The organism is Blautia massiliensis (ex Liu et al. 2021) (genome assembly GCF_052064225.1).
In the GTDB taxonomy this organism is placed as follows: domain Bacteria; phylum Bacillota; class Clostridia; order Lachnospirales; family Lachnospiraceae; genus Blautia_A; species Blautia_A fusiformis.
On the sequence record NZ_JBQHWA010000038.1, the window covers coordinates 1 to 26,894 of the forward strand.

At 42.8% G+C, this 26,894-nt stretch carries 30 protein-coding genes and 1 pseudogene; 3 read left to right on the forward strand and 28 right to left on the reverse strand.

The features are described from left to right. Positions 1 to 205 precede the first annotated feature (205 nt). From ACTNDQ_RS13170 to ACTNDQ_RS13230, 13 genes are all read right to left on the reverse strand, one after another. Complete coding sequence (locus ACTNDQ_RS13170) at positions 206 to 364, reverse strand: hypothetical protein (RefSeq protein WP_320810573.1); 159 nt, start codon at positions 362 to 364, stop codon at positions 206 to 208. Between the two features lie 171 nt (positions 365 to 535). Then, positions 536 to 1,816, reverse strand: coding sequence for a bifunctional phosphoribosyl-AMP cyclohydrolase/phosphoribosyl-ATP diphosphatase HisIE (hisIE, locus tag ACTNDQ_RS13175; protein WP_278795834.1), 1,281 nt, complete (start codon positions 1,814 to 1,816; stop codon positions 536 to 538). An 18-nt stretch (positions 1,817 to 1,834) separates the two neighbouring features. Then, positions 1,835 to 2,422, reverse strand: coding sequence for an imidazoleglycerol-phosphate dehydratase HisB (gene hisB, locus ACTNDQ_RS13180; RefSeq protein ID WP_021976578.1), 588 nt, complete (start codon positions 2,420 to 2,422; stop codon positions 1,835 to 1,837). Beyond that, complete coding sequence (gene hisD / locus ACTNDQ_RS13185; protein WP_288788368.1) at positions 2,422 to 3,732, reverse strand: histidinol dehydrogenase; 1,311 nt, start codon at positions 3,730 to 3,732, stop codon at positions 2,422 to 2,424. Before hisD ends, hisB begins: the two co-directional genes overlap by 1 nt. 50 nt (positions 3,733 to 3,782) lie before the next feature. Then, entirely contained in the window at positions 3,783 to 4,421 is a 639-nt protein-coding gene (gene hisG, locus ACTNDQ_RS13190; protein ID WP_278795832.1) for an ATP phosphoribosyltransferase, read from the reverse strand. Next, positions 4,421 to 5,542 carry an ATP phosphoribosyltransferase regulatory subunit gene (gene hisZ / locus ACTNDQ_RS13195; protein ID WP_278795830.1) on the reverse strand — a complete coding sequence of 374 codons (1,122 nt, stop codon included), beginning with the start codon at positions 5,540 to 5,542 and terminating at the stop codon, positions 4,421 to 4,423. The genes hisG and hisZ overlap by 1 nt, the downstream gene beginning before the upstream one ends. Before the next feature lie 110 nt (positions 5,543 to 5,652). Then, positions 5,653 to 6,186: a Holliday junction resolvase RecU gene (locus ACTNDQ_RS13200; protein ID WP_015524919.1), complete on the reverse strand. Its 534-nt coding sequence runs from the start codon at positions 6,184 to 6,186 to the stop codon at positions 5,653 to 5,655. 12 nt (positions 6,187 to 6,198) lie between these two features. Then, positions 6,199 to 6,756, reverse strand: a complete 558-nt coding sequence (lepB, locus tag ACTNDQ_RS13205) for a signal peptidase I (RefSeq protein ID WP_118623957.1) — start codon at positions 6,754 to 6,756, stop codon at positions 6,199 to 6,201. Beyond that, positions 6,740 to 7,708, reverse strand: a complete 969-nt coding sequence (locus ACTNDQ_RS13210; protein WP_279200262.1) for an RluA family pseudouridine synthase — start codon at positions 7,706 to 7,708, stop codon at positions 6,740 to 6,742. The genes lepB and ACTNDQ_RS13210 overlap by 17 nt, the downstream gene beginning before the upstream one ends. A gap of 12 nt (positions 7,709 to 7,720) precedes the next feature. Continuing rightward, a complete protein-coding gene (locus ACTNDQ_RS13215; RefSeq protein ID WP_278795828.1) occupies positions 7,721 to 8,341 on the reverse strand; it encodes a hypothetical protein in 621 nt (206 codons plus the stop codon). Continuing rightward, on the reverse strand, positions 8,304 to 10,178 hold the full coding sequence (locus ACTNDQ_RS13220; RefSeq protein ID WP_059085707.1) for a YgiQ family radical SAM protein: 1,875 nt from the start codon (positions 10,176 to 10,178) through the stop codon (positions 8,304 to 8,306). Before ACTNDQ_RS13220 ends, ACTNDQ_RS13215 begins: the two co-directional genes overlap by 38 nt. A 46-nt stretch (positions 10,179 to 10,224) precedes the next feature. After that, positions 10,225 to 11,037, reverse strand: coding sequence for a GTP pyrophosphokinase (locus ACTNDQ_RS13225; protein ID WP_279200254.1), 813 nt, complete (start codon positions 11,035 to 11,037; stop codon positions 10,225 to 10,227). Positions 11,038 to 11,316: 279 nt separating this feature from the next. Next, positions 11,317 to 12,762 (reverse strand): aminoacyl-histidine dipeptidase, encoded by a 1,446-nt coding sequence (locus ACTNDQ_RS13230; RefSeq protein WP_278795825.1) that lies wholly within the window; start codon positions 12,760 to 12,762, stop codon positions 11,317 to 11,319. Between the two features lie 82 nt (positions 12,763 to 12,844). Here ACTNDQ_RS13230 and ACTNDQ_RS13235 point away from each other — a divergent pair, with 82 nt between their 5' ends. Beyond that, entirely contained in the window at positions 12,845 to 13,780 is a 936-nt protein-coding gene (locus ACTNDQ_RS13235; RefSeq protein ID WP_288788191.1) for a hypothetical protein, read from the forward strand. Here the strand turns inward: ACTNDQ_RS13235 and ACTNDQ_RS13240 are convergent. From ACTNDQ_RS13240 to ACTNDQ_RS13260, 5 genes and pseudogenes are all read right to left on the reverse strand, one after another. Beyond that, positions 13,757 to 14,395 carry an ATPase gene (locus ACTNDQ_RS13240; protein WP_114002511.1) on the reverse strand — a complete coding sequence of 213 codons (639 nt, stop codon included), beginning with the start codon at positions 14,393 to 14,395 and terminating at the stop codon, positions 13,757 to 13,759. The two genes, ACTNDQ_RS13235 and ACTNDQ_RS13240, sit on opposite strands and share 24 nt — an antisense overlap. Before the next feature lie 12 nt (positions 14,396 to 14,407). Beyond that, on the reverse strand, positions 14,408 to 14,902 hold the full coding sequence (gene coaD, locus ACTNDQ_RS13245; protein WP_015524910.1) for a pantetheine-phosphate adenylyltransferase: 495 nt from the start codon (positions 14,900 to 14,902) through the stop codon (positions 14,408 to 14,410). A gap of 15 nt (positions 14,903 to 14,917) precedes the next feature. After that, complete coding sequence (rsmD, locus tag ACTNDQ_RS13250) at positions 14,918 to 15,466, reverse strand: 16S rRNA (guanine(966)-N(2))-methyltransferase RsmD (protein WP_015524909.1); 549 nt, start codon at positions 15,464 to 15,466, stop codon at positions 14,918 to 14,920. Continuing rightward, on the reverse strand, positions 15,463 to 15,858 hold the full coding sequence (locus ACTNDQ_RS13255; RefSeq protein WP_015524908.1) for a methylglyoxal synthase: 396 nt from the start codon (positions 15,856 to 15,858) through the stop codon (positions 15,463 to 15,465). The genes rsmD and ACTNDQ_RS13255 overlap by 4 nt, the downstream gene beginning before the upstream one ends. A 173-nt stretch (positions 15,859 to 16,031) precedes the next feature. After that, positions 16,032 to 16,661 (reverse strand): annotated as a pseudogene (locus tag ACTNDQ_RS13260) (DNA/RNA non-specific endonuclease); the annotation flags it as partial. A gap of 476 nt (positions 16,662 to 17,137) precedes the next feature. Between ACTNDQ_RS13260 and ACTNDQ_RS13265 the strand changes: the two are divergent. Further along, positions 17,138 to 17,368, forward strand: coding sequence for an alpha/beta-type small acid-soluble spore protein (locus tag ACTNDQ_RS13265; RefSeq protein ID WP_022426343.1), 231 nt, complete (start codon positions 17,138 to 17,140; stop codon positions 17,366 to 17,368). A gap of 210 nt (positions 17,369 to 17,578) precedes the next feature. Here the strand turns inward: ACTNDQ_RS13265 and ACTNDQ_RS13270 are convergent, their stop codons facing one another. From ACTNDQ_RS13270 to ACTNDQ_RS13300, 7 genes are all read right to left on the reverse strand, one after another. Further along, on the reverse strand, positions 17,579 to 18,202 hold the full coding sequence (locus tag ACTNDQ_RS13270) for a GDSL-type esterase/lipase family protein (protein WP_278795820.1): 624 nt from the start codon (positions 18,200 to 18,202) through the stop codon (positions 17,579 to 17,581). A 161-nt stretch (positions 18,203 to 18,363) separates the two neighbouring features. Then, entirely contained in the window at positions 18,364 to 18,963 is a 600-nt protein-coding gene (locus ACTNDQ_RS13275; protein ID WP_235812346.1) for a DUF6465 family protein, read from the reverse strand. Between the two features lie 78 nt (positions 18,964 to 19,041). Beyond that, positions 19,042 to 21,102 carry an ATP-dependent DNA helicase RecG gene (gene recG, locus ACTNDQ_RS13280; protein WP_441064818.1) on the reverse strand — a complete coding sequence of 687 codons (2,061 nt, stop codon included), beginning with the start codon at positions 21,100 to 21,102 and terminating at the stop codon, positions 19,042 to 19,044. A gap of 12 nt (positions 21,103 to 21,114) precedes the next feature. Next, entirely contained in the window at positions 21,115 to 22,767 is a 1,653-nt protein-coding gene (locus ACTNDQ_RS13285) for a DAK2 domain-containing protein (RefSeq protein WP_279199215.1), read from the reverse strand. Positions 22,768 to 22,787: 20 nt separating this feature from the next. Further along, positions 22,788 to 23,147: an Asp23/Gls24 family envelope stress response protein gene (locus tag ACTNDQ_RS13290; RefSeq protein WP_015524900.1), complete on the reverse strand. Its 360-nt coding sequence runs from the start codon at positions 23,145 to 23,147 to the stop codon at positions 22,788 to 22,790. A 202-nt stretch (positions 23,148 to 23,349) separates the two neighbouring features. After that, a complete protein-coding gene (locus ACTNDQ_RS13295) occupies positions 23,350 to 23,781 on the reverse strand; it encodes a flavodoxin family protein (protein WP_278795817.1) in 432 nt (143 codons plus the stop codon). Further along, the gene (locus ACTNDQ_RS13300) at positions 23,778 to 24,152 is read right to left on the reverse strand and encodes an MmcQ/YjbR family DNA-binding protein (RefSeq protein WP_278795816.1); all 375 of its coding nucleotides are present in this window, start codon (positions 24,150 to 24,152) and stop codon (positions 23,778 to 23,780) included. The genes ACTNDQ_RS13295 and ACTNDQ_RS13300 overlap by 4 nt, the downstream gene beginning before the upstream one ends. A gap of 392 nt (positions 24,153 to 24,544) precedes the next feature. Between ACTNDQ_RS13300 and rpmB the strand changes: the two genes are divergently transcribed. Then, positions 24,545 to 24,733, forward strand: coding sequence for a 50S ribosomal protein L28 (rpmB, locus tag ACTNDQ_RS13305; protein WP_015524898.1), 189 nt, complete (start codon positions 24,545 to 24,547; stop codon positions 24,731 to 24,733). A gap of 294 nt (positions 24,734 to 25,027) precedes the next feature. Here the strand turns inward: rpmB and ACTNDQ_RS13310 are convergent, their stop codons facing one another. From ACTNDQ_RS13310 to ACTNDQ_RS13320, 3 genes are read right to left on the reverse strand one after another with little or no spacing between them, the layout of a single operon-like run. After that, positions 25,028 to 25,399 carry a GerW family sporulation protein gene (locus tag ACTNDQ_RS13310; RefSeq protein ID WP_015524896.1) on the reverse strand — a complete coding sequence of 124 codons (372 nt, stop codon included), beginning with the start codon at positions 25,397 to 25,399 and terminating at the stop codon, positions 25,028 to 25,030. Beyond that, positions 25,383 to 26,444, reverse strand: a complete 1,062-nt coding sequence (locus ACTNDQ_RS13315; RefSeq protein ID WP_441064822.1) for a DUF2953 domain-containing protein — start codon at positions 26,442 to 26,444, stop codon at positions 25,383 to 25,385. Before ACTNDQ_RS13315 ends, ACTNDQ_RS13310 begins: the two co-directional genes overlap by 17 nt. Before the next feature lie 4 nt (positions 26,445 to 26,448). Next, the gene (locus ACTNDQ_RS13320) at positions 26,449 to 26,760 is read right to left on the reverse strand and encodes a hypothetical protein (RefSeq protein ID WP_059085676.1); all 312 of its coding nucleotides are present in this window, start codon (positions 26,758 to 26,760) and stop codon (positions 26,449 to 26,451) included. Positions 26,761 to 26,894 lie beyond the last annotated feature (134 nt).

Consider the following 26,894-nt stretch of genomic DNA (forward strand, 5'->3'; position numbering starts at 1 on the left):
ATTATATTATTTCAATGTGCAGATATGCACAATCCTGCGCTTTCATCTCGGTAATTGAATTGCCGAGGATTCCCGCTTATTGTCCTAAAAAAACACGGATTTTACCTCGCTATTTTTACAAATAGAATAGCAAATGGTAAAACCCGGTTTTCTTACTGTTTCAATATGATTTCAGACAGAAGCGTTCTGAAAAGGTTGTTTACTATCAGGTCAGAGTCTCCGTGATCGCTGCATATGCGATCATTGGTCCGTCTTTCACTCCGCATATCACAGTTGCCGGCATTGCTATGCCGTATCCTGTGATCTTAATTTTCCCCTGTGCCTTCTCTCCTTTTTCAATCACCCAGTCATCAATTTTGATCATTGGTTGTTTCCCTTTTCCTTTTTTATATTTCCGCACTTTTGACGATAAGTATATCATGCCTAACCGAAATTGTACATATTCTTTTAAGATTCCGGGAAAACAGAAAAAAGCTTTCGTAACCGTTCATTCTGATCCGACGTACAAAAGCTTTTTTTCTGAATGATATATAATTTATCTTTTTACCAATTCTTTGGTGATTTCTTCCCAGCTGACTCCTTTTTCCACCATGAGTACCATCATATGATAAAGAAAATCTGAAATTTCGTATTTAATCTCTTCTTTATCCGGATTTTTGGCTGCAATGACGATCTCTGTGCATTCTTCACCGACTTTTTTCAAAATCTTGTCGATTCCCTTATCAAAAAGATAATTGGTATAGGAACCTTCCTTTGGATGTTCTTTTCGGTCAGTGATCACATCATACACATGCTGGAACACGTGAAGAGGATTGATATCATCGTACTCCTTTTTCATCAGCGGTTTGAAGAAACAGGTACGGTTTCCTGTATGGCAGGCTGCGCCCACCTGCTCCACTTTGGCAAGGATCGTATCATTATCACAGTCAATGGTAAGAGACTTTACATACTGTACGTGTCCGGATGTCAGACCTTTGGTCCAGAGCTCATTCCGGCTGCGACTCCAGTATGTCATTTTTCCAAGCTTCAATGTTGTGTTAAAAGCAAGCTCATTCATATAGGCCAGCATCAGTACTTCATCCGTCCGGTAATCCTGGACAATAACCGGAACCATTCCGTCACTGTTTAATTTAAAGTCCGACCATGCAATATTACTTTTATATGTGTTTACCGGAATTCCGGCTTCTTCGCAGGTTTCCTTAAATGTATGCAGATCATTTTCAAGACTGCTTACATAAGCACCGCAAAGTCCGGACACAGCTGGTTCTCCTAAAAGCTCCAGAACGTTCTCAGATCTGTTTTCATCGGTATGAAGAACAATGGAAATCTGAGAAATCTCTGCAATTTCATTTTCGACAGTGTCCAAAGCCAGAACAGTGTCTGCATATGTTTCGATCAGATCCTGATTTTCTGTGAATTCTCTCAGATCAGAGATGCTGATCATCATACGCTCTTTTCCAAAGCGCCGGGATACTTCTTCCAGAAGCTTGATATTATTCTCTTTCGAAAAATTCAGTACAACTTTGGCACATCCCGCATAGATCAGCTTTTTTACATCTTCCATACGTTTGATATTTCCCGCTGCGATCACCGGGATCTCAGATACCTGACAGATATCACGGATTTTTCCGATCGCACGGTCATGCTCTGCATCTGCGGAAGAAAAGTCAAATACCAGAAGCTCATCTGCCCCATTGTCACCGTAAAATTTTGCAAGTGTTTCTACATTTCCGTCTCCGAAAAGATTTCTCTGTCCAAATCCGGTTACCGCCTTTTCTGAATGAAGATAAAGGCATGGGATCAACTGTTTGTTCATAAGTGGTCTCCTTCTGTATCAGAGGCTTCCCTTGGTAGAAAGCACGTCTGTGATCCGGGAATCGTACTGTGTTGCTGCATCAAGGGCTTTCGCAAAGCTTTTAAACATGGCCTCTGCCACATGATGGCTGTTTCCTCCGGAAAGAACCTTGATGTGAAGATTCATTGCTGCGGAATAGGATACTGCATAAAAGAATTCCTTTACCATCTCTGTAGCCATATCTCCTATTTTTTCCGTAGAAAACTCTGCATCCCATCCAAGATAAGGTCTTCCGGAAAGATCTACTGCGCAGAGTACAAGCACTTCATCCATAGGAAGGATACAGCTGCCGTAACGTTTGATCCCTTTTTTGTCGCCAACTGCCTCACGGATAGCGTTTCCAAGGACGATCCCTGTATCTTCAATGGTGTGATGATCATCTACATTCAGATCACCGTGGACTCTCAGTGTAAGATCATACAGTCCATGGCGCGTAAAACCGTCCAACATATGGTCAAAAAAGCCAATGCCTGTATCAATATCAGAACTTCCTGTTCCATCAATATTCAGCTGCAGACGTATCTGCGTTTCTTTTGTGTTTCTTTCGATCAGTGCTTCTCTCGCCATTATTCGTTCTCCTTGTCCTCTTCCTCAAAACGGACTGCAATGGAATTTGCGTGTGCAGTCAGCTGTTCCGATGTGGCAAACTGGATAATGTCCTTGTGGATCTTTCGGAGTGCTTCCCTGGAATAATATACAATACTGGATTTTTTGATAAAATCATCTACAGAAAGTGCGGAGAAAAATTTGGCAGTTCCATTGGTAGGAAGTACATGGTTTGGTCCTGCGAAATAATCTCCAAGGGGTTCAGAGCTGTGCTCTCCGATAAAGATCGCACCTGCATTTCGTACCTTCATCATATCTTCAAAAGGATTCTTTGTGACGATCTCCATATGTTCAGAAGCAATTTCATTGGCAGCCTCAATGGCCTCGTCCATATCTTCTGCGATCAGGATATAACCAAAGTTCTCCAGGGATTTCTCAATAATGGCTTTTCTGGAAAGTACCTCAACAAAACCTTTGACTTCTTTATCTACCTGATCTGCAAATTCCTCATTTGTTGTGATCAGGATCGCAGATGCCATCTCATCATGTTCTGCCTGAGAAAGAAGATCTGCTGCAATATAACGAGGATTTGCAGTCTCATCTGCAAGAACGAGGATCTCGCTTGGACCGGCAATAGAATCAATGCTTACGTATCCATAAACTGCCTTTTTTGCAAGCGCAACAAAAATATTTCCGGGTCCCACGATCTTGTCAACCTTTGGAATACTCTCGGTTCCATATGCAAGTGCTCCGATGGCCTGTGCACCACCCACTTTATAGATTTCATCTGCTCCGGCTTCGTTGGCAGCAACAAGTGTGCTTGGATTTACTTTTCCGTCTTTTCCAGGAGGTGTTGTCATTACAATACGGTCAACACCGGCAACTTTTGCAGGAACGATATTCATAAGCACGGAAGACGGATATACAGCCTTTCCGCCGGGAACGTAAACACCTACACAGTTCAGAGCGGTTACCTTCTGACCAAGCATGGTTCCGTCTGTTGTGCTTGTGAACCAGCTGTTCTGAAGCTGCTTTTCGTGATAGCTGCGGATATTCACCAATGCTTTTTTGATCACATCGATCAGGGAAGGATCTACCAGCTTGTATGCTTCCTCAATCTCCTCAGGGGTTACACGGATCGTATCCTTTGTCACTTCGACTTTATCAAATTCTCTGGTAAATGCAAATAACGCGGTATCTCCCTCTGCTTTTACTTTGGCAAGGATATTTGCTACTGCATCCTCGTATTTTCCATAATTATTAGGGCTTCTTTTTAAGAGAGTTTCCAGAATATCTTTTGTAGATTCTTTGGTGAGTTTTACCTTACGCATAATAAATTCTGCCTTCTTTCTGTATTTTGGAGGTTCATCTGTTGTTCAGTTTATTTGATCACACCTCGAAGTTCCGTGATCAGTTTGCGGATCCGTTCATCTTCCATTTTCATGCTGACCTGATTGACTACCATACGTGCAGACAGCGGGCAGACTTCTTCCAGCACCTTCAGGCCATTCTCGCGAAGGGTGCTTCCGGTTTCCACGATATCCACGATAACCTCGGAAAGTCCTACGATCGGTGCAAGCTCGATGGAACCGTTCAGCTTAATGATCTCCACAGTCTGATGCTTTTTGTTATAGAAGTAATCCTTTGCAATATTTGGATATTTTGTAGCTACACGGATCAGCTGATTGTTATTCAGGACTTCTCTGGCGCTTTCAGGGCCGCATACGCACATGCGGCATACTCCAAATCCAAGATCCATAACCTCATATAGCTTTCTTCCTTCTTCCAGAATGGTATCCTTACCTACGATACCGATATCTGCTGCACCATACTCTACATAAGTCGGCACATCCGGACCTTTTGCAAGGAAAAACTTCAGCTTCAGTTCCTCATTGGTAAAGATCAGCTTTCGGGAATCCTTGTCACGCATCTCCTCACATGTAATACCGATCTTCTCAAACATATCCAGTGTTTTGCTGGCCAGCCGCCCTTTTGTGAGGGCAAATGTAAGATATCTCATCAGTCCTGCTCCTCCTTTGCCGGGCACAATGCCACTTTTTTACCTTTATTTCGAAGCTCCATTGCTTCCTGGATCGCTTTTTTCAGATTTCCCGGATCATAAGTGATCACAATGGTTTTATCGCCAGCCGAAACAGTCAGTTTCTGTCTGGAAAGCGCGAGCATCAGGTTATCAACCACAATGGCAAATCCAATGGAAGAAGCCGGTTTTCCGAAATGCTTCATCAATTCGTTGTAGCGTCCGCCCTTGATCAGGGGTTCACCGGTTCCATATGTATAGGCCTGGAAAATGATCCCTGTATAATAACGGAACTTACTGAGCATTCCAAAATCAAAAGCAATGTATTTCTCACAGCCGTATACTTTCAGGATCTCATAAATTTCTTCCAGTCGTTTTACTGCAGAAAGTGCTTCCGGATTGGAGGTGAGTTTTTTTGCTTTTTCCAGCACTTCTGCTGAACCGAACATCTGAGGCAGTTCAGTAAAAGCCTTGGAAAGGTTATCGCCTAAATTCTGTCCCTTAAGAAGTTCTTCCACACCAAAATAATTCTTCTGAGAGATCAGCTCACGAAGATGCTCTTCTATCTCCGGCTCCAGATCTGCCTCTGCAAGCAGGGATTTATAATAATCTACCTGGCCTACGCTAACCTGGAATTCGGTAAGTCCTGCTGCCTTCAGACACTCCACGGTCATAGCAAGGATCTCAGCATCTGCTGCTGCAGAATCATCTCCCATATGCTCAACACCCATCTGAGTATTTTCCTTCATCTGACCTCTGTAACTGGAATTGTTGATAAATGTATTTCCGGTATAACAAAGTCTTACAGGTCCTTTTTCCGGATCAAAATAAGTTGCACATGCTCTGGAAACAGACGGTGTAAAGTCAGGTCTGAGAACAAGTGTGTTTCCCTCTCTGTCAAAAAATTTATATAAATCCTTGGATGGGATCGTTCCTACTTCATTGCTGAACACTTCAAAATACTCAAATCCCGGTGTTTCTATATCTTCATATCCATATCTTGAAAACACCTGGTGGAGCTCCCTCTGGAGCCGTTTTTTGCGGCTGCATTCCTCTCCATAAATGTCCCGCACACCTTCAGGTGTATGAAAAATACGCTGCATGTTCATTTCCTCCGTAACACGTTTTGAGATTTTCTGTGTTTCACTTTAATTCACTACCATGCTACCACAGAAAAACTTAAATTTGATTATATAGGAAACCTTTCCAAAAGTCAATCCCGTAATTGCAGATCTTTCTGGATCCCTTCCAGATAAGGAACCAGAAATCCATTTTTTCCGGAAAGATAAAATTCCTCGTCCAGCTCTTCACGACGAAAACTTTTTCGCCCGCCATCTTCCATCCTTTTCCAGAATTCCTTCAGCTTACGAAGGGTAAGATAATAAAAAACATTATCTGCGCTGAAATAGATCAGAAAAAAAGCAATCCCCTTCTGCTTTTCAAACTCATCCATAAATGCTACCTGATGAGGATGAATGTTCGCAAGGGGAAAAGTTTTTACACAGCATTCTTTTGCATCGAAGCAGACAGGGATTCCCTGTACTGCTCCGATATAATCTACGGTACTTTTCTGTTCAAAATATGCCAGCGTGATATGCCGGGAGGTTTTATCCATTTTAACCGGAGTGATAGGTGTCGGAATTTTCTGGATGAGGGCCAGTCCCTTTTCCCTGTACTGCTCATTGGTACGATTGATAAGTTCCTCCAGAGTAGAACCACGAAGTCCTCTGCTGTTCCATGTTGCCATAAAGTCTGCCCTTTAATTTAGAAGTTTGATGGATGGGAAATAACGGATCTCCGCTTTTCCGACGATCTGATCAAACTGTACATATGTATTCTGCCAGTATCGGGAATCCTTGGAATTGTTACGGTTGTCTCCCATCATAAAGTAACAGTTTTCCGGTACTTCGTATGGTCCGAAGCTTCCAAGAGGAGTTTCCGGCACAAAGGAATCATCCAGAGGTGTCTCCGAATCATTGATATAAACTTTACCATCTTTGATCTCTACTTTATCTCCTGGAAGACCGATGATACGTTTGATGAACAGCTGGGACTCATCATCCGGATATTTGAAGATCACAATGTCAAAGCGTTCCGGATCTTTCCATTTTTTTGAGATCTCGTGACCAAATACATCCATATTCAGGCCATAGGCCAGACGATAGCCAAAGATACGATCTCCGGTCATAATGGTATTTTCCATAGATTCTGACGGGATCTTTGCATTGATCAGTACTACATTGTTGATAACCAGGACTACAACTACCACGATGATGATCATCTTGACGTAATCCCATATTTCATTCCAGATTTTCATAATAACTCTCCTCCAACTTTTCCTCTTTTAGTATTCTGAGAAAGATTTCCGGAAGCGGTGCCGTAAAGACCTTCCCGGATAAATATGACAGGCTTCCTTTCATAGATGGAAACTCCATTCGAAAAGAATGAAGCAGCTGTCCTTTCAGTTTTTTATCGGCTTTTCCATATTTGGGATCACCAACAATCGAATGTCCCTCCGAAGCAAGGTGAGCACGAATCTGATGTGCACGTCCTGTGATCAGTTCAACCTTAAGAAGGGTACGGGTTCCATTGGTACCCAACGGATAATACTTTGTTTCCACTGGAAGGGCATTTTCTTTCTCTTGTTTATAGATGGTTACTTTGTTGCTTTTTTTATCTTTTGCCAGATAACCTTTGATATATCTTTCTTCTTTTAAAACTCCCTCCACAAGACAGAGGTAATATTTATGAAGTTCCCTGGACTTGAACATCCCTGAAAGTTCCTGCAGACCGGAAAGGCTTTTGCCTGCCGCTATCAACCCGCTGGTATTGCGGTCAAGGCGGTTGCATACGGAAGGACGAAAGGTTCTCAGATCATTCTCTGTAAGAGAGCCATTTTTCAGAAGATAGCCAGTCAGATATTCTACCAGTGAAGGGGTTCCGTCATCAGCAGGCTGAGAAAGCATTCCTGCCGGTTTGTTGATCAACAGGATATTTTCATCCTCGTAAATGATATCCAGAGCATAATGTGCCCGTGGAGCAGAATCATTTCCGCTGAATTTTTCAAATGTTTCATCACTTAAAAACAGTTTTACATGATCTCCTGAAAACAGCTTTTCATTCCCGGTGGCTTTTTTTCCATTGAGCGTGATATTTTTTTTCCTCATCATTTTATAGAAAAAGCTCTTTGGAGCTTCACGGAGAAGCTTGGCCAGATATTTGTCAAAACGCTGTCCGGCCTCGTTTTCGTTAATGATAAATTCTTTCATTATATAATGCTCCTACAGACAGATTGCCAGGATCGTATGTTTGATCAGTTCTTCTCTGGAAAGATCCGGGTATCGTTCATCCGGTGTGAATTTAATCCCGTTTCTCAAAGATTCTTTGTGCTCATTCATGGAATCCAGACGTTCCAGATAGGGCTTCAGGTCCTTCAGGATCTTTACATCTACTTTATATCCGTTTTTACGGATGATTTTCTGTGACTGCTCTGCAAGGTAGGCGATATCTGCTTTTGGATCACTGGTATAACCCACTACTGTATTTCCGCACACGGCAACAGCGTCCAGATAACCGCTTTTCTCATAAAAAGTCATGTACATTTCATAGGACATGACCAGGTCTCCTGCATGTTTGCAGATCTCTTTATAGAGCTTTTCATCCATAGGATGACGTAACAGGATCATGATCAGGCTTACCATGGATTTACATCCTGGCAGACAGCCTACTACGGTCAGAACAGTCCAGACTGTCATTCTTGTTCCGTTGACGGCCCACGCCACAAAGAAAATGAGCAGTGGAAGAGAAAATAATCCTGCGGTGATCAGGAGTCTTCGTTTTTTTTCGCTGTTAAAATAACCGAAATCACCTTTTTTTGTTTTTCTTTTTCTGGTATCTTTCATGTGCCGAACTCCTTGTCTGTGTTTTTTTGGCTTTTTTATGAAGCTCTCTGGGACGGATCAGACATTTCGGCCCAAAGCCGACCAGATCCATACGTCCGGTCATCTTAAGTCCTTCCAGGACCAGTTCGCGATTTTCCGGATTTTTATACTGCATCAGTGCTCGCTGTATTGCTTTTTCGTGTGGATTTTTCGGCACATATACCTTTTCGCCTGTCAGCGGATGGATTCCTGTGTAATACATACAGGTAGAAAGTGTTGATGGCGTTGGATAAAAATCCTGAACCTGCTCCGGCGTAAATCCAAGATCACGGACGTATTCCGCAAGCTTCACGGCTTCCTTCATAGTACACCCGGGATGGGACGACATGAAATACGGAACGGCATATTGCTGCTTACCAGTCCGCGCATTTGCTTTTTCATATTCCTTCAGAAAGCCCTCATAAACCTCGTGCCTGGGTTTGCCCATAAACTTCAGGACTTCATCAGAAACATGCTCCGGTGCTACTCGCAGCTGACCGCTGACGTGATATTTCACAAGCTCATTAAGAAAAGTTTTATCCGGGTCTGCCATCAGGTAATCAAACCGAATGCCGGAACGGACAAAAACTTTTTTGACTTTGGGGATATTTCTGACCTTTCTGAGAAGCTGAAGATAATCCTTGTGGTCTACCGTCAGATTCTTACACGGAGAAGGAAACAGGCACTGCCGCTCCTTGCAGACTCCTTTTGTCAGCTGCTTTTTGCAGGAAGGATAACGAAAATCAGCCGTAGGGCCTCCTACATCATGGATATAGCCTTTAAAATCCGGATCCTCCGTCATCTTTTCAGCTTCTTTCAGAATGGAATCATGACTTCTTGTCTGAAGGATACGGCCCTGATGAAAGGTCAGCGCACAGAAATTACAGCTTCCAAAGCATCCTCTGTTGCTGGTCAGACTGAATTTGATCTCTTTCAGTGCCGGAATCCCGCCTTCTTTCTGGTACATGGGATGATATCGTCCTGTATAAGGCAGATCGTAAACATCGTCCATTTCCATCTGCGTCAGAGGCTGAGATGGTGGATTCTGTATCACATATCCACGGTTCCCATAAGATTCTGCCAGAGGCTTTGCTGTAAATGGATCCGTGTTTCGGTACTGAATGGCAAAGCTGTCCGCGTAAGCTTTTTTATCGGTCTGTACCTGTTCAAATGACGGAAGGACCACCGGATCGTAAACCCTGCTGATATCGTGGCTTTTAAAAACCGTCCCTGCCACATATGTGATCTCCTGGACTGGAATCCCGCTTTGCAGGGCTTCTGCGATCTCCAGGATGGAATGTTCCCCCATTCCATAAGAGATCAGATCCGCACCGGAATCGATCAGAATACTGTGCTTGACCTTATTTTCCCAATAATCGTAATGTGCCATTCTTCGAAGGCTGGCTTCGATCCCGCCAAGAATGATAGGCGTATGTTTATAGGTCTGCCGGATCAGATTGCTGTATACAACAGAAGCCCTGTCCGGTCTTAATCCCATTTTTCCTCCCGGAGAATAGGCATCTGTGCTTCGGTGCTTTTTGGAAACCGTATAATGATTCACCATGGAATCCATGTTTCCTGCTGTAACGAGAAAACCCAGGCGCGGTTCCCCGAACACCTGGATGCTCTCCTTCTTTCGCCAGTCAGGCTGAGGGATCATGCCCACACGATATCCTCTGCTTTCCAGAAGACGTCCAATGATCGCAGATCCAAAAGACGGATGATCCACATAGGCATCTCCTGTCACGTAGACAAAATCCAACTCATCCCAGCCTCTTGACTTCATATCTTCTCTTGTAACTGGTAAAAAATCCTGCATTTATAATTCCTCGTATGTATGTGTATTAGTACTGTCTGCCCTGTGTTCATATGCTGTGATGGACTGCCTGGGCACGATAACCCTCTGCAATGATATCCAGCTGCCTGTGGAAGCGTTCCAGCTGACGCAGATCCTTGGTTTTGAATACCCGCAGGAACTCATCCTGTATTTTGCTGACTTCCCGTTCACTGGAAACACGGTAGAGATTTTCAATATTATTCAGAATATCCTTTACAAGATTGGACTGCATCTGAGATGAATTCTGGGCATCCATGATCTCATTGCGCACAGAAGACATTTCATGATCCAGCGAAATGATCGCATCGGATGCTTTACTAAGACGTTCTGCTACATGAGGAGGCATATCACCTTTGTATTTATACTGAAGGGAATGTTCGATCGTTGCCCAGAAATTCATTGCCATGGTACGGATCTGTATTTCTACCTGAAGCCGTTTCGGCCCATGAATAGTCTCCACTGTATAATAAATGATCATGTGATAACTCCGGTAACCGCTCTGCTTGATATGCGTCAGATAGTTCTTTTCACTTTTGACTTCCATATCTGTTCTTTTTCGGATGATCGCAGCAACGGTATCGATATCTTCTTCAAACTGACAAATGATCCGTACTCCTGCCAGATCTTCCATTTCTGTTTCCAGCTGTTCGATCGGGATATCTTTACGCTGCATTTTCTCTAGGATACTGGAAACACTTTTTACTCTTCCACTGACTTGTTCAATGGGAGAATAACGATCATTTTCGTGATACTCTTCTATCATATGTTTAAACTTGACTGTCAGTTCTTTGACAGCCAGCTCGTAAGGGCACAAAATACTTCGCCATAACTGTATTTCCATGTTGCTCGCTCCTTATCATCTGCCGCCAGTCTCTTTTTGGTTTTGGTGACAGCGGCATACATTTTTTATTATAACATATGTTTTGAAAAAAAAGGGATTGTTTATCAATTTTTTATTAAAAAATTATAGAATTATTTTCCTTTTTGTGTGATGCATCCACAAATCTATATATATGTATAATTCTGTATTTTATGAATATTTTTTTATCAGGGCATAAAAATACCCTGGAGAAACCTTACGTCTCTCCAGGGTAAAAGTTCGAACATACTTCGAACGGAATCAGTCTTTCAGATTTTTGAGAACCTGTACAAGATAGTTCCATACTCTTTCTGTGGAAGCAATGCTGAGAACCTCCTCGGATGTATGGATATCCTTCATATCCGGTCCAAGGGATACACAGTCCAGTCCTTCCATTTTTTTATAGAAAAGCCCGCATTCAAGGCCTGCGTGGATCGCTACGACTTCAGGCTTATGTCCGTACATTTCCTCAAAAACTGCAACCATTTTATCTCGTAATGGAGATTCCTTTCTGTACTCCCATGCCGGGTATGCACCCTGTACTTCATAGTCACCACCAAGAAATTCTGTGAGATATTCAATCTTATCAGATAATGCACTGCATGCAGCGTCTACAGAGCTTCTTACACTGGAACTTGCAAAAAGCTCGTCCCTATCCAGACGGAGGATACCGATATTGCTGGAGGTTTCCACCAGGCCTTTGATGGTTCCGCTCATTTTCTGGATTCCGAATGGTACATTCTGCAGATAAAATACGATCTTTTCCTGACTTGTAGGATGAAGAACCTCTGCTGTTGCAGTACCCTTTTCTGTTATTTCAAAAGTAATGTTTTCGTCAGAACCAGTATATTCTTCACGGAGCTGCTCCTGGAGCTCTTTTGCGTAAGCTTTTACCTCAGCAACGGAATCCGTAAGAAATTCTGCGGTGCACTCTCTTGTAATGGCATTGTCTTTCTGTCCGCCTGTAAGAGAAATAAGGGCATATTCCGCTTTTTTCTTAAGTCCGTAAAGAAACCGTCCCATAAGTTTATTGGCATTCGCTCTGTTCTTGTCAATCTCGGCACCGGAATGTCCGCCCATAAGTCCACAGACTTTGACCTGTACCTTTTCTCCTTCTCCTTCTACGCGCTGGACAGGGATATGGCTGATACCGGAAAGACCGCCGGCACAGCTGATCCAGAGACTTCCCTCCGCTTCAGAATCCAGATTGATAAATCTTCTTCCCTTCAGCACGCTGCAGTCCAGACCGACTGCACCAAGAAGACCAATCTCCTCATCAACAGTGAACAGTACTTCAAGAGGAGGGTGTGGAATATCTGTACTGTCAAGAAGGGCAAGGCCATAAGCAACTGCAATACCATCATCACCGCCAAGAGTTGTTCCGTTGGCTGTGATATAACCATCTTTTACAGAGATGTTCAAACCATCCTTTGTAAAATCATGATCTACATCCGGTCGTTTTTCACATACCATGTCCATGTGGCCCTGGATGATCACTGTGGGAGAATTCTCATATCCTGGTGTGCCTGGCTTGTAGATCACTACATTATTCAGCTCATCCTGTACATATCTGAATCCATGATCCTTCGCGAATTCCACAAGGAAATCACTGATCTGTTTTGTATTTCTGGAACCATGAGGAATCTTGCAGATTTCTTCAAAATAATGAAAAACTCTCTTTGGTTCACAATTTTCTAATACTGGCATAAATTCTGCCTCCTTCTGCTTCATAAATTCATTTGTCTTTTATAATAATCATATACTGTAAAAAAAGCAAGGACCTGTTTTTATGAAACGAAAAATAATCATATTTTTCTATATCTGCCTGTTGTTTTTTCTGCTTTTTCACCCAAAAGAAGCTCTTACCGGAGTAAAAAATGGACTTGGATTGTGGTTGAATATCATGATTCCCACTCTGCTGCCATTTCTGATCCTGACAGGAGCATTATTAAAAACTGGAAATATCCGGAAGCTTCTGAAACCATCTGCTTTCTTCTGGAAAACGTTTTTCGGGCTTTCACCTGCTGGAGCCTATGTTCTGATCCTGGGTCTGTTATGCGGATATCCTATGGGAGCCAAACTGGCACATGATCTGTACATAGACCAGCAGATTTCCCGCAGAGAAGGGGAATATCTTCTTACGTTTAGCTGCAATGCAAGTCCCGCATTTATCATTTCCTATCTTTCCGGGATACTCTTGAAAAATAAGATATCAGCAGTACAGATGATCCTCACTTTTCTGGCGGCAGATCTCTTTTGTATGCTGTTTTTTCGTTTCGTTGTATATCGCGGGCATACCGTGGACTCTGTCTGCGTAAACAAGATAAAAAAAGAGACATACCAACAGGACTCCATAGGAGCCATCCTGGATGTCTCGATCATGGACGGATTTGAAACCATCACACGTCTCGGGGGCTATATTCTCCTCTTCTCACTGATACTCGCCAGTATCAGCTTTTACTGGCCATTTCATGCACAAAGCTGTATGCTGTTCACAGCACCACTGGAACTAACTACCGGGCTGAAACAGATTGCCGGCGCACCACTGCCATGGAAAAGCAGATACCTTGCTTCTATGCTCCTGACTTCTTTTGGTGGCTTTTGCGTCATGGCTCAGACAAAAAGCGTATTGGAAAACAGTTTGTCACTGATCCCCTACGCTATTTCAAAATGTCTGAACGCCAGTGCGATATTCCTGATCCTAGTTTTCTCCAATATCGTCTAACAGATCTTCGTCTTCTTTTGTTACAGAAGAACTGTCATCATCCTGGAAGGTATTGGAGATTGCCGCTGCCTGAGCAGTCTGTGGTGCAAGCTCCTGACGATTATGATTAACAACCTCAAGGCAGCTCTGCAGAGCATCAATAAATGCTTTGTATTTACCACCGGCATCTTCAAGTGTCTGATTCAGGACAGAACCGATATTAGCCATCATATCATCTGTGTATGTGATCGCACTGAGACGAATGCTGTTTGCATCCTGTGTTGCAGAATCAAGAATCTCCTGAGCCTGCTTGTTTGCAGCATTTATGGTCTCATTTGCCTGTGCATATGCTTTCTGCATGATCTCATGCTGTGTAACAAGTTCCTGAGCTTTGGCCTGAGCATCTGCGATCAGACTGTCAGCTTTAGCCTGAGCATCCTCAAGGATCGCATCCTTATTGCTGATGATCTTCTGATAACGTTTGATCTCATCCGGAGTTTTCAGACGAAGTTCACGTAAATACTCCTCAATCTCTTCTTTGTTCACTACGATCTTGGTAGTGGAAAGAGGCTGGAATTTACAGCTGTCCACATACTCTTCAATCTCCTGAATAATCTGTTCAATTCTGCTGCTCATAATACACTCTCCTTATTTCTCTGTTTCTCTTTTTTTCAATTTCTCTTCGACTGCATCCGTAATCTCACGTGGAGCGAATTTGCTCAGATCTCCTCCGAAATTAGCAACTTCTTTCATAATCGTGGAGCTTAAGTATGCATATTCCAGACTGGTTGTAAGAAAAACGGTGTCCACATCCGGTGCCAGAACACGATTAGTCTGGGCCATCTGCAGTTCATATTCAAAATCCGTGACAGCACGAAGCCCTCGAACGATCACCTGGGCATGGTTTTCCCTGGCAAAGTTCACTGACAGGCCCTCGAATGCTTTCACCTCCACATTCGGGATATCTTTTGTCGCCTTTGTTAGTATCTTAACACGTTCTTCTACAGAAAACAACGGACTTTTTGCAGAATTATGCAAAACTCCCACTATAACCCGGTCAAATGAAATGCTTGCCCGCTTAATGATGTCAAGATGGCCATAGGTTGCCGGGTCAAAGCTTCCCGGGTATACTGCTGTTATCATATGTCAGTCTCTCTTTCATTTTTTTAGGAAAACATGCTTGTTGGTTTTATATTCCTTGGAACGTACCAGATGATATCCAAGGTCCTCTACATAAGAAAAATCCGTATGTAGATCTTCCTCCACAACGATCAGCGTGTTTTCATCTGCAAGAGTGCTGTCAGCCAGATACTCAAGGACTGGTTGTTCCAGATGCTGTTCGTATGGTGCATCCATAAAAATACAGTCAAATGGTTCTCCGCCTTCCAGTGAACGCAGTGCCTGAAGCACATCCATGTTCAGCAGTTTACCACCATCCGTGAGTTTTGTAAATGAAAGATTTTCGCGGATGCAAGTACATGCTTTGGGATTTTTTTCCACAAACACGGCATACTCGGCTCCACGGCTCAGAGCTTCAATACCGATCGCTCCGCTTCCGGAAAACAGATCCAGAAACCGACAACCCGGTATTTCAGGCTGGAGAATGTTAAAAAGAGTTTCCTTAATACGGTCTGTTGTTGGTCGTGTCTCATTTCCGGGAATGGTTTTTAAGTTTAATCTACGTGCTTTTCCTGCTATGACTCTCATTTCAGATTTAATCTCCAATCCAGATCACCGCGGGCCAGTCCAAGGATCAGAAGTTCCGCAGTGGCAATATTTGTAGCAACCGGAATGTTGTACTGGTCGCAGCGTTTAACAATGCTCATGATATCCGGCTCTACCGGGTCCATCATGACAGGGTTATAAAACAGGATCACCATATCCAGATCCTGACGCTCTACCATCTCCATAAACTGCTTGTCTCCGCCTATACTTCCGGCAAGAAACTTGTGAACGTGAAGACTGGTTGCTTCCTCAATTCTTCTTCCTGTTGTTCCGGTTGCATATACTTCATGTTTGGCAAGGATATTCTTGTATGCAATACAGAAGTCTTCAATCAGAACTTTCTTACTGTTATGCGCAATAATTCCTAAATTCATAATTCACCTCTCCATTCTGCCCTTGGGTTACATTCCTTTTCTCCCCTTTATATAGGTAAAATCATACAACTCTGTAACTGATTCTAGCATAACGCCCAAAAAAGTGCAATTTAATTCATGTAAATTCATGAAAAATTAATATTTTCCCCGGCGTTGCTCCATATACTCTATTCTTCCCAGCTGTTTCCTGTAGTATAATCAATTTCAATTCCCGGCTGTATGTTATAAACAAAAACATGGAAAGATATCTTCTGGTCTTTAACGGATTCGGCTTCCATTTCCACGCCCCGGGCTACCAGTTCATCTCCCTTAAAAAACGGAGTTACACGATACATGCAGGGATTTCCTGTACTGTGCACGTAATCTGCAACCTCATTTTCAAAAGGAAGCATTCCCGTCACATTGAGATATCTGGTTCCTGTGATAAGATTTTTCCTGTTTGCATTCTCTCCAGTCAGCTGATATCCGATAAGATGGCAGCGATTATACAGATACCTGCCATCTACATTTTCATATTTTACAGTATGCCATCCTGTAGGCTTCACCATTCCGATGGCACCTCGCTCTTCGACAGGCATCAGTTCCGGTGTGACCTTGGATTCTGCATAACCACAGCGCCCCAGGGAATCTAGTTCACTATAAAATTCGTATGCAGGTCCTGCGCTTTTTTCATCAGAAAAAGAGGGTATATTTCCATTGATCTCCACATATGGACTGCCGCTGTATTCCGGAATCTGATCCAGAGAAACAGATTCTGTCTGCCCTCCTGTCTTCGTCTGGGATTGTTTCAGCAATCCTGCCACTGCATCGGAAGCAGATTCCGAAACATCTTCCCAGAGGATCTGCGCATTTTCTTCTATATATGTAAGAAATACCTGTCCGAAGATCCGGCTTTGATCTTTTACCTCTTTCAGGCTCCGCGGCGGCATCCAGCCATTACATACTGCAAGGATGACACACAGGATAATGGCTGTGAGTATTTTTCGCTTGGGCTGTTTTTTTCGTTTATATTTTCGCTTGTATGTAGGATAACGCTTCTTTTTCACGGGACCCCCTTACTTTTTTTGTCTGACAGATATTATATGTGATGCAGAGATTATTATAACCGCAACTCCCGCCAAAAAGCAACCATACATTCGGTTTTTTACCGCGGTATAATTTATGAACGGAAATATTTTTATATGTTAAATTTCCTTTAACTGCCAGTGTATTATTTTATGGTTTTCACATACTAGCAATGTAACATCAAACCAAATAACAACCAAGGAGGAAATGAATTATGCCAAGTAACACTTCTTCTAACAAAGCAGTTGTACCGGAAGCAAAGGGCGCACTTGACCGTTTCAAATATGAGGTAGCAAACGAGCTGGGTGTTCCGCTTACAGACGGATACAACGGAAACCTGACTTCCAAACAGAACGGATCCGTAGGTGGATATATGGTCAAAAAGATGATTGAGGCACAGGAACGCCAGATGTCCGGCAGCTCCCAGGGCGGCCAGCAGTACTAAATCTGTACGCGCAGGTAGTTTCATTGCTATGCTGAGTTGATCTAAGCTCATGCAAAAAAGATGCTGTCTGACAGAACTGAAAGACTGCCAGACAACATCTTTTTATTTTATATAAAAAGAGATCTTATTTCACAAACATATCCACACATTATACAGACAATAAGATCCAAAAGTCTTAAAATCCTATATTTATTTACAGCAATTATTTATTTACAGCAATTCCTGTACTTTCCGATATACAACCTCTGCAAATTTCTTATGTCCTGCTGCATTCAGATGTTCCTGATCTGCGTCACAGCAATGTACATAGGATGCTGCCGGAAGGAAACGGATATGACGTTCAGCTGCGATTTTTTCATAAACAGGCTGCAGATTTCTGGAAACGATCACAGACTCTCTGGAAAACTCCTGGTCATATCCTTCCTGCCATACTTTTTCTCCCAGGTAGATCGGAGCCATGAGAAGGACTTTCGCTTTTGGCGCATATTCCTGGACCTGATCCAGCAATCTTATGATTCCCTTTCCGATTACATCTGCGGATGCTCCGAAAACAGTTTTACAGTCATTGGTTCCCAGCATCAGCGTGATTACATCCACCTGGGCATGTGTTTCCAGAAGTGTGGGAAGAAGTGCAGTTCCTTTTCTTCCATCGCGGAGCGGATCTTCGAAAACCGTTGTTCTTCCGCACAGTCCCTCCTCGATCACACGATATTCTTCTTTATTCAGTTTTTCCTGGAGAAGACTTGTCCAGCGTACTCCCCACGGAAGTCTCTCTCTGCTCTCTCCGTCATATCCCCATGTATTGGAATCTCCAAAGCATAATATCTGTTTCATTTCACCATATCCCTATCTAATTAGTATGTTTATTTGTTAGGTGAATCATATCATGCTATTCTCATTTGGTCAAATACACAAAAAAAATAGCCTGCTATAGTTTGACTCTATAGCAGGCCATCTTACATACTCTTTTATATACTTTTTATCAGAGATTCTTTTTACAGTCCGATAAATCCTGTAACATCTCCGTTGATCACATAATGTGCACCATTATCTTCCGGTTTAATGTAGATTTTGAGGTCTTTCAGTTCAGAGGCTTTTTTGCCCATATCCTCTGTCCAGATCTTTTTGATCCTGTCAGCAACCTCTGAAGTATGTATCTCTTTGCCCCAGTACTGAACATATACTTCTGTCACTGGTTCAGCTTTTTTAGCTGCTGTCTTTCTTGTTGTTTTAGCTGCTGTTGTCTTAGCTGTCGTCCTGGTTGTTGTTTTCTTAGCTGCAGCAGTTTTTCGTGTTGTTGTCTTCTTGGCGGCTGTTTTCTTAGCCGGCTCTTCTGATTTTACAGCTGTTGTTTTCTCTTCATCAGATTTTACTTCTGCTGTTTTTTCTTCTATTGGTTTCGCAGCAGCAGGTTTTACCTCTGCTGTCTTCTCAGCTGCTTTTGTCTCTACAGAAGCTTTTGCATCGTCTGTCTTTGGTGTCTCAGCCTTAACGGCTTTCTCTTCGGATGCGGTTACTACAGATTTTGCAGGAGTCTCGCTTACTGAAGCCGTTTTTACAGTTGTCTTGGTTGCAGCTTTCTTTGTTCTAGCCATGTTTATAGCCTCCTTACAAGGGATTTGTTAATCTTTTCTCGAATTTTAGGATATCACTTTTTGTGAAAGAACGCAAGGTTAGATCCCCAGATTTTCCAGTTCTTCACTCATATACCCCTTGAGATGCTCCTTTAAAGCCTTATGCTGAGGAAGGATAAGATCAAAATCCAGTGCCAGGATCTCACCAGCTGCTTCACTTGCATTCTTCAGGATTCCCGCATCATTGTAGATATCACCGATCTTAAATTCCATCAGTCCGCTCTGGCGGATACCGAAAAGATCTCCTGGGCCCCGAAGCTTCAGATCTTCTCCGGCTATATAAAATCCATCATTGGATTCATTGAGGATCTTCAGACGTTTAGAAGTATTTTCTTCATTATTTCCCTGGATAAAAATGCAGTAAGACTGATGCTCTCCACGCCCTACACGGCCCCGAAGCTGATGAAGCTGGGCAAGCCCGAAACGTTCTGCATTTTCCACCATCATAACGGTAGCATTTGGCACATTCACTCCAACCTCCACAACTGTGGTAGATACCAGCACCTGAATCTCGCCGGAAGCAAACGCCTCCATGATCCTGTTTTTCTCTTTTGGCTTCATCTTTCCGTGAAGGATTTCTACTTTGATCTCCCCTGGAAGGATCTTCTGAAGCTTTCTGGCATAATCTGTAACATTCTCTGCCTCCAGGCCTTCGCTCTCTTCCACCATAGGACAGATCACATAAGCCTGCCTTCCCATCTGCACCTGCTTTTCAATAAAAGAATACGCCTTGGGACGGTAGGAAGTTCCTACTACGCAATTCTTGATCGGAAGTCTTTTTGCAGGAAGCTCGTCAATGATCGAAATATCCAGGTCTCCGTATAAAATGATCGCCAGTGTCCGGGGAATGGGGGTTGCGCTCATAACAAGTACATGAGGCGGATTTCCTCTGGTCGTCAGCGCTTCCCTCTGGCGAACGCCGAATCTGTGCTGCTCATCTGTGATCACAAGCCCCAGATTCTTATATTTCACTTTTTCCTGGATCAGGGCATGAGTTCCGATGATCACATTCACTTCACCGTCTGCAATCTTCTGATAGATCTCACGCTTCTGTCTGGCTGTGGTAGATCCTGTCAGAAGCACCGGATGGCAGGAAGCGATATTCTGTTCTTCCATCAGCCTCAGAAAGCCTTCGTAATGCTGATTTGCCAGAACCTCTGTCGGTACCATCAGAGCACTCTGAAATCCATTCTCTGCTGAAAGTACCATAGCTAAAAATGCGATCACGGTCTTGCCGCTACCAACATCCCCCTGTACAAGCCTGGACATCAGCTTATGACCGCTCAGATCCCGTTCGATCTCATGCCAGACATTCTTCTGGGCTCCGGTCAGGTCATAGGGAAGCCCTTCTATGATCTCCTCGGTTGTCCATACTGGTTTCATTGGAAAAGTGTTTGGAGCCTCTTCTGTTTTCTCCTTCAAGAGCTGTATTGCCAGCACAAAAAGCAGAAATTCATCGAATACCAGACGTTTCCTGGCTGTGAGAAGCTCCTGCATATTTTTCGGAAAATGGATAGTCCGGATCGCATAATTGGCATCTGCGAGCTGATAGCGTTCCCGTATCTCCTCCGGCAGATATTCCCCATGGAGAGGCCTTGTATCCAAAATCTGATGGACCAACTTCGTGATCATCTTGTTGGAAAGTCCTTTCGTCAGACCATATACAGGCTGCATACTGTGAATGATCTCCTCATAAGCTGCCGGGGTAAAAATCTCCGGATGTTCCATCTGCGGACGGCCTTTTTTTCTGATGATCTTTCCTCTGAGGATAAACACACTGCCCTTTTTGAGTGTTCCCCTCAAATAAGGCGCATTGAACCAGGCAACCGGCAATCGGCCGCTTGCATCTGCCACAGTTGTTGTCAGAACCTGGAGATTGCGTATCTGGTTAATATAAATACCTGTTGTTATAGTGGCACGGATAGAGACTGTTTTGTCCTCCTCTGCTGATGCAATCTCCACAGGCTCCTCATATATATCGTAAGTCCGCGGATAATAACGGAGAAGCTCTTCCGCAGTCGTGATCCCGATCTTCTGGAAAAGCTTCTCTGTTTTCTCACCCACGCCTTTTAATTCACGTAAAGGTGTCTTATCATTCATTTTTTGTGCTCTTTATTCTACAGAAATCAGATAGTAGTAAATTGGCTGTCCACCCTGGTTCAGCTCAACCTCGCACTCCGGATATTTCTCGGTAAGAGAATCAGAAAGTGCCTCTGCATCTTCCTCAGATACATCTTCACCATAGTAAACACTGATGATCTCAGATTCCTCGTCAACCATCTCTGCTACCATCTCCTCCGCTACCTGAAGTCGATCTCTGCCTACTGCAAGGATACCTGCATCACCGATTCCCATGATATCTCCCTCATGGATTTCCTTGTCATCAATGCGTGTATCACGGACTGCATAAGTAATCTGTCCGGTCTTCACTCTGGAAATCGCATCGGTCATGGAAGTAAGGTTCTCCTCGCCGCCCTTCTCCGGAACAAAGCTGATCATTGCGGAAATTCCCTGTGGGATTGTCTTGGTTGGTACTACAATGATCTCCTTGTCCTCAGTCAGATCTCTTGCCTGGTTAGCTGCAAGGATAATATTCTTGTTATTCGGGAAAATATAAATTGTTTTTGCATTTACTTTCTCAATAGCATTGAGCATGTCTTCGGTACTCGGATTCATAGTCTGGCCGCCTTCGATCAGATAATCTACGCCAAGCTCACGGAAAATCTGAGAAAGTCCCTCACCTACGGATACGGAAATAAATCCATGATCCTTTGGAGGTTCTTTGTTTTCTGCCTGTTCTTTTGCAAGTTTTTCCGCATCTTTGATCAGTTTTTCCTGATGTTCTTCTCTCATATTGTCAATCTTCATACGGGAAAGCTGACCATACGTGAGTGCGCGTTCAAAAGCCTGTCCCGGATGATTGGTGTGCACGTGTACCTTGACAATCTCATCATCAGCCACCAAAACAATGGAATCACCGATGGAATCCAGAAATTCACGGAAACGGTCGATCTCATCCTGTGGAAGCGGTTTTTCAAGAAGGATAATAAACTCTGTACAATATCCAAATTTGATATCTGCCTCTGCCTGAGGAGAAATCTTTGTGATCTTAGGAGCTGCTGCTTCAAACTGGGAATAATCCACTTCTTTTCCATGATATCCGTCGATGGCACCACGGAAAACTTCCAGAAGTCCCTGTCCGCCAGAATCCACAACACCTGCTTCTTTCAGGACTGGAAGCATCTCCGGTGTTCTGGCAAGAGTTTCCTCTGCATGCTGAAAGATCCCGTCGAAAAAAGCATCCAGATCTTCTGCAGCATCAGCAAGCTCTGCTGCTCTGTCTGCTGCAGCTCTGGCTACAGTAAGAATGGTTCCCTCTTTTGGTTTCATAACTGCTTTGTATGCAGTTTCAACGCCTCGCTCCATAGCTGCGGCAATGGCAGGTGCATCCAGATCTGTAAGTTTACGCACACCTCTGGTAAATCCGCGCAGAAGCTGTGACAGGATAACACCGGAATTACCTCTGGCTCCACGGAGGGAACCGGAAGAAATTGCCTTTGCCAGGGATTCCATATCCGGATCTGTAAGAGCACCTACTTCAGAAGCAGCAGACATGATGGTAAGCGTCATATTGGTTCCCGTATCTCCATCAGGTACAGGAAACACATTCAGTTCATTGATCCACTCTTTCTTCGCTTCCAGATTCTTTGCTCCGGACAGAAACATCCTGGAAAGTATTTTAGCATCTATGGTTTTGTTATTCACCACAAGTTCCTCCTCTAAAACTAATCTATTGCACGCACGCCCTCAACCATAATGTTGATCTTTTCAATCTCCATTCCTGTAAAGGCTTCGACTTTATATTTTACATTGTTGACAAGATTGTCCGCAATAGTACTGATATTCACGCCATATGCTACGATGACATGAAAATTCAGCCGGATCTTATTATCATCCGTGATCTTAACACTGATACCATGTTTCAGGCTGTCAATACGCAAAAGCTTGACCAGGCCATCCTTCATACTGATAGCTGCCATTCCGATGATACCAAAACACTCTACCGCCACACTGCCGGCATAAGTCGCAATGACATCTGTATCAATTACGATCTGACCCAATCCGGAATCTATACGTCCATTCATATGGTTACCTCCATTGTTTCATTCAGATTAAATTATATAAAACCATTATAACCTTTTTTTTATAATTACGCAATGATAGAGTTCAACTTGTTTTATCTTATAGAAAATTAAGCTCATCCACTCTATTGAAGGGGAATCCAGGATTGTGATGGAGCATGCCAACCGATACTATGAAGCCGGTTTTTCTTTTTCGTTTATCTACTTATAATCCTTTTACAAACTCAACTGCATTTTTTATATCTTCTTCATCTGGATGCCCTTTTGCAATTCCACCAACCAGTTTAAATGGACCAAATGTGTCATAACCCTTGCACCCGAATTTTCCTATTACTTTGGAACGTTTCTTGTCCAAAATCTGCTCAATGGATTTATAATTCGCACTTCCACCATAAGTACCGATCAGAAATACCTTTTTGTTGTCCGGTAGATTCTTCTCTGCAAATCCCAATAATGACTGATGAAATTTTGAAAAATAGATTCCTGATGCAAACCCAATCATATCATAACTGCTCAGATCTGCATCGGGTTGTTTTACAGCATCGATCAAATCAACCTGACACTCTTCTGCTATGCTCTTTACTAATTTTTCTGTATTTCCATGATGTACCGATGCATATATGATTGCTTTTTTCATTTGTTTTCCTTTCTGCCTGCGCCATCAATCAGGTCATAACTCATGTCCAAAAAGTCCAGTATCTTTGCTTTACTGACCGAACCATCCAGTAAAATCGTGATCCAGTGCTGCTTGTTCATATGGTATCCAGGTAAAAATCCATGAGTCTGAATAATCATATTCGTCATGTCCGGATCACACTTTACATCCATGATATCAACCGGATCTTTTCCTTCTAATCCCAGTTTTGATTTTTCGACAGTCATGATCACTGCATACCATTTTCCGTTTTTATGTCGAAGTACTGCACTGTCTGGCGATGTACTCCATAAATATTCCGGGACTGTTCCGTACTGTTTCTGCACATATTTAAAGATTTCTTCCGTCTTCACAATCTATTCAACTCCTGACGTTTCTGATATCCTGCCCATAATCATACCACATTTTCGGATTCCGAACTACCTGCCAAATTCTTTTGCATTTTCCCGGTTTTCCTATCCTCATATGCCAGTTCAGCAAGAATATGTTCTATTCAGATTCAGGAAAGAGACCAGGCCAAAGAAAAAACGATAAATTAATTCGCACTGGGTAATTTTCTATGTTTCAAATTGATCTAAACCATACACACAACGCTTAATTCCGCCATGATCCGCCCTGTTCCCGGAGGTATGGAATACTTTCCTTAAAACTCTTTGCAGAATTTTTGATAAATTTCCTTTTTTTGCTTGCAAAAGAGCAATTCATCTGTTAAAATGGTGACTGTTGATAAAAGGAGGTGCTATTCATGGCTAAATGTGCAATCTGCGATAAAGGAGCTCATTTCGGAAACAATGTGAGTCATTCCCATAGAAGATCCAACAAAATGTGGAAATCTAACGTTAAATCCGTCAGAGTAAAAACAACTGCCGGCGGAGCAAAGAAAATGTATGTATGTACTTCTTGTTTAAGATCCGGAAAAGTTGAAAGAGCGTAAGTAATATCGTATGCCCCCGTAGAATGCGGGGGCTTTTTTTTATCTTCAAGACAGATAAATCACAAGCGGGAAGTATGCCAGGTGCACACTTCCCGCTTATCTGCAAAACATATGATATCCGCACAGCAGACATATGACTGCCATTGCGATCACAATAAAATTTTCTGTAATAAGGATACCAAGAACCATGCCCACACCAATAAAAAACAGCATAAAACCAGTTAGCTTTCCCACTCCTGTCTGCTCATTTCCTGTTTTTTTATTACAGTATATGCATGAAATCTAAATGGAATACTACTCTTCTTTCCCGTCTGTATCCTCAGCATTGCCTGCACCTGGCGCAAAACGGTTCACAAAATCCGGCACCATATCCAGAACCTTGGTAAGGCCATCCTGATTTTTTACGTTTACAAGTTTGGTGCTTCCATTCTGGATCACAAGTACTGCACAGGGAGACATCTTTCCGGCAAGACCTCCGCCGCCGTTATTCTTTTTATCTCCTTCAAAAGCTCCGGCTCCCACGCCGAAGGATACATCGACCAGAGGAAGGATAATGGTATCACCTACATGAATGGCATCGCCAACCACTGTTTTGGCCGATACAAAGCCATCCATTCCTTTAAATAATGAATTCACGGTATCTTTGAAATTATTCTCTTTCTCCATGTTTTACCTCCTTATGTCTCCATCGGTGGATGACGTATTTTATATTTTTATTGAAATAAAGCTCTGCTGCTGTTTTGAGAACTACAATTCCATAAATCCTTCCCTTTAACAGGATCTCTCCCTCAAGAACATTTTCATCATCAAAAAGGGGCGCTGCTTCGATCTTGTTTTTATGAAAAGGAATCGTCATTCCTAATACAGCCAATACCATACCTGTAACTGCCGGATCTTCATTGCCAAATGTGATTTTTCCGGTGATCCTTGTCGGAAGCACATGATAAATCAGTTTTTTTGCATTTTTCCACAGAAAGGAAAGAGCCTCTCTGGTTCGGGGATGGTCTAAAAACTCCTTCCACCAGTTTATCTTATCACAGAAATTCCGGATTGTTAATGCAAGACTTTGCATTTTTTTCAGAATCCTTTTGGGCATTCCAAGAAAATTCTGTACGATTTGGATCAGCTTTCCAACTGCCGTTTTTATTTTTCCCACTATATTCGAAATTAAATCTGCAATCTTTGTCCGAAGCTTCTTTTCATCTTCCGATATTTCTTCGGAAATCGATATCGGCTCCATTATTACCTTTTCCGAAATTTCATTTATATCTTCAACAGTATCTTCCTGAGGCTCAGACATTTGCAGCTCTGCGGTATCGTTCTGATTTTCGCTTTTTGATGTCTTTTCATGGCTTCGGGAAGCCTCTGTCTGTTTTTTTGCATTTTGATTTCCGGAGTTGGAAAGAGCTCTTGGCCTCTTTTTTTTACGAAACAGATTTTTTAATTTTTCCAACGGAATCCCTAAAAAACATATTTTTGTTTTCAGAACGCTCTGCTCCCAGAATACCTGTGCAGATATTATATGAAGCAGCCAGCTCACTTCACCGGTAGCATGTATTTCGCGAAGACTATCCGTACGGTCTTTTTTTAAATTCCCTCTGTATCTGATTGGACAAAATAAAAGAAGCAGCAGGATCAGAAAGATCAGCCCGATCAGAATCCCCAGAAGGATCAATATCCATTTTATTATCAGCCATAATATATGCAGCATTGGTTCACCTGTTTTTCAGATATTCTTTTATTTTAAAATTTCCAGTTTCGGTATAAACCTGTTCGATCATATCCTGTACCATCTGTATAGCACCGGATTTTCCTCTGGCCATTCCAACGATCAAAGGACAGGTGGCTCTGGCGCTTCGCTGTACAAGCATGCCTGCGGGAAGAATTTCCAAAATATTTCCGGGATTATCAGACAAAGTAACAACGTAGATATCCGGCACGAATTTGCCAGCAGTGATCCTGGCTCTTATTCTAGTAGGATTTTTTACATCATTTCCTATGTAATAGTTTTTCATCCATTTCAGCAATCTGCCATCACCTCCGTCTTTGACACTCCCCACAGCTAAAGCAGGGGATTCTTGCTTCTCCCACTACTGCATTGGCAAACACCTTACGGTACTGCAATGTCTTACACAGTGTCCACAAGCTATATTTATACTGT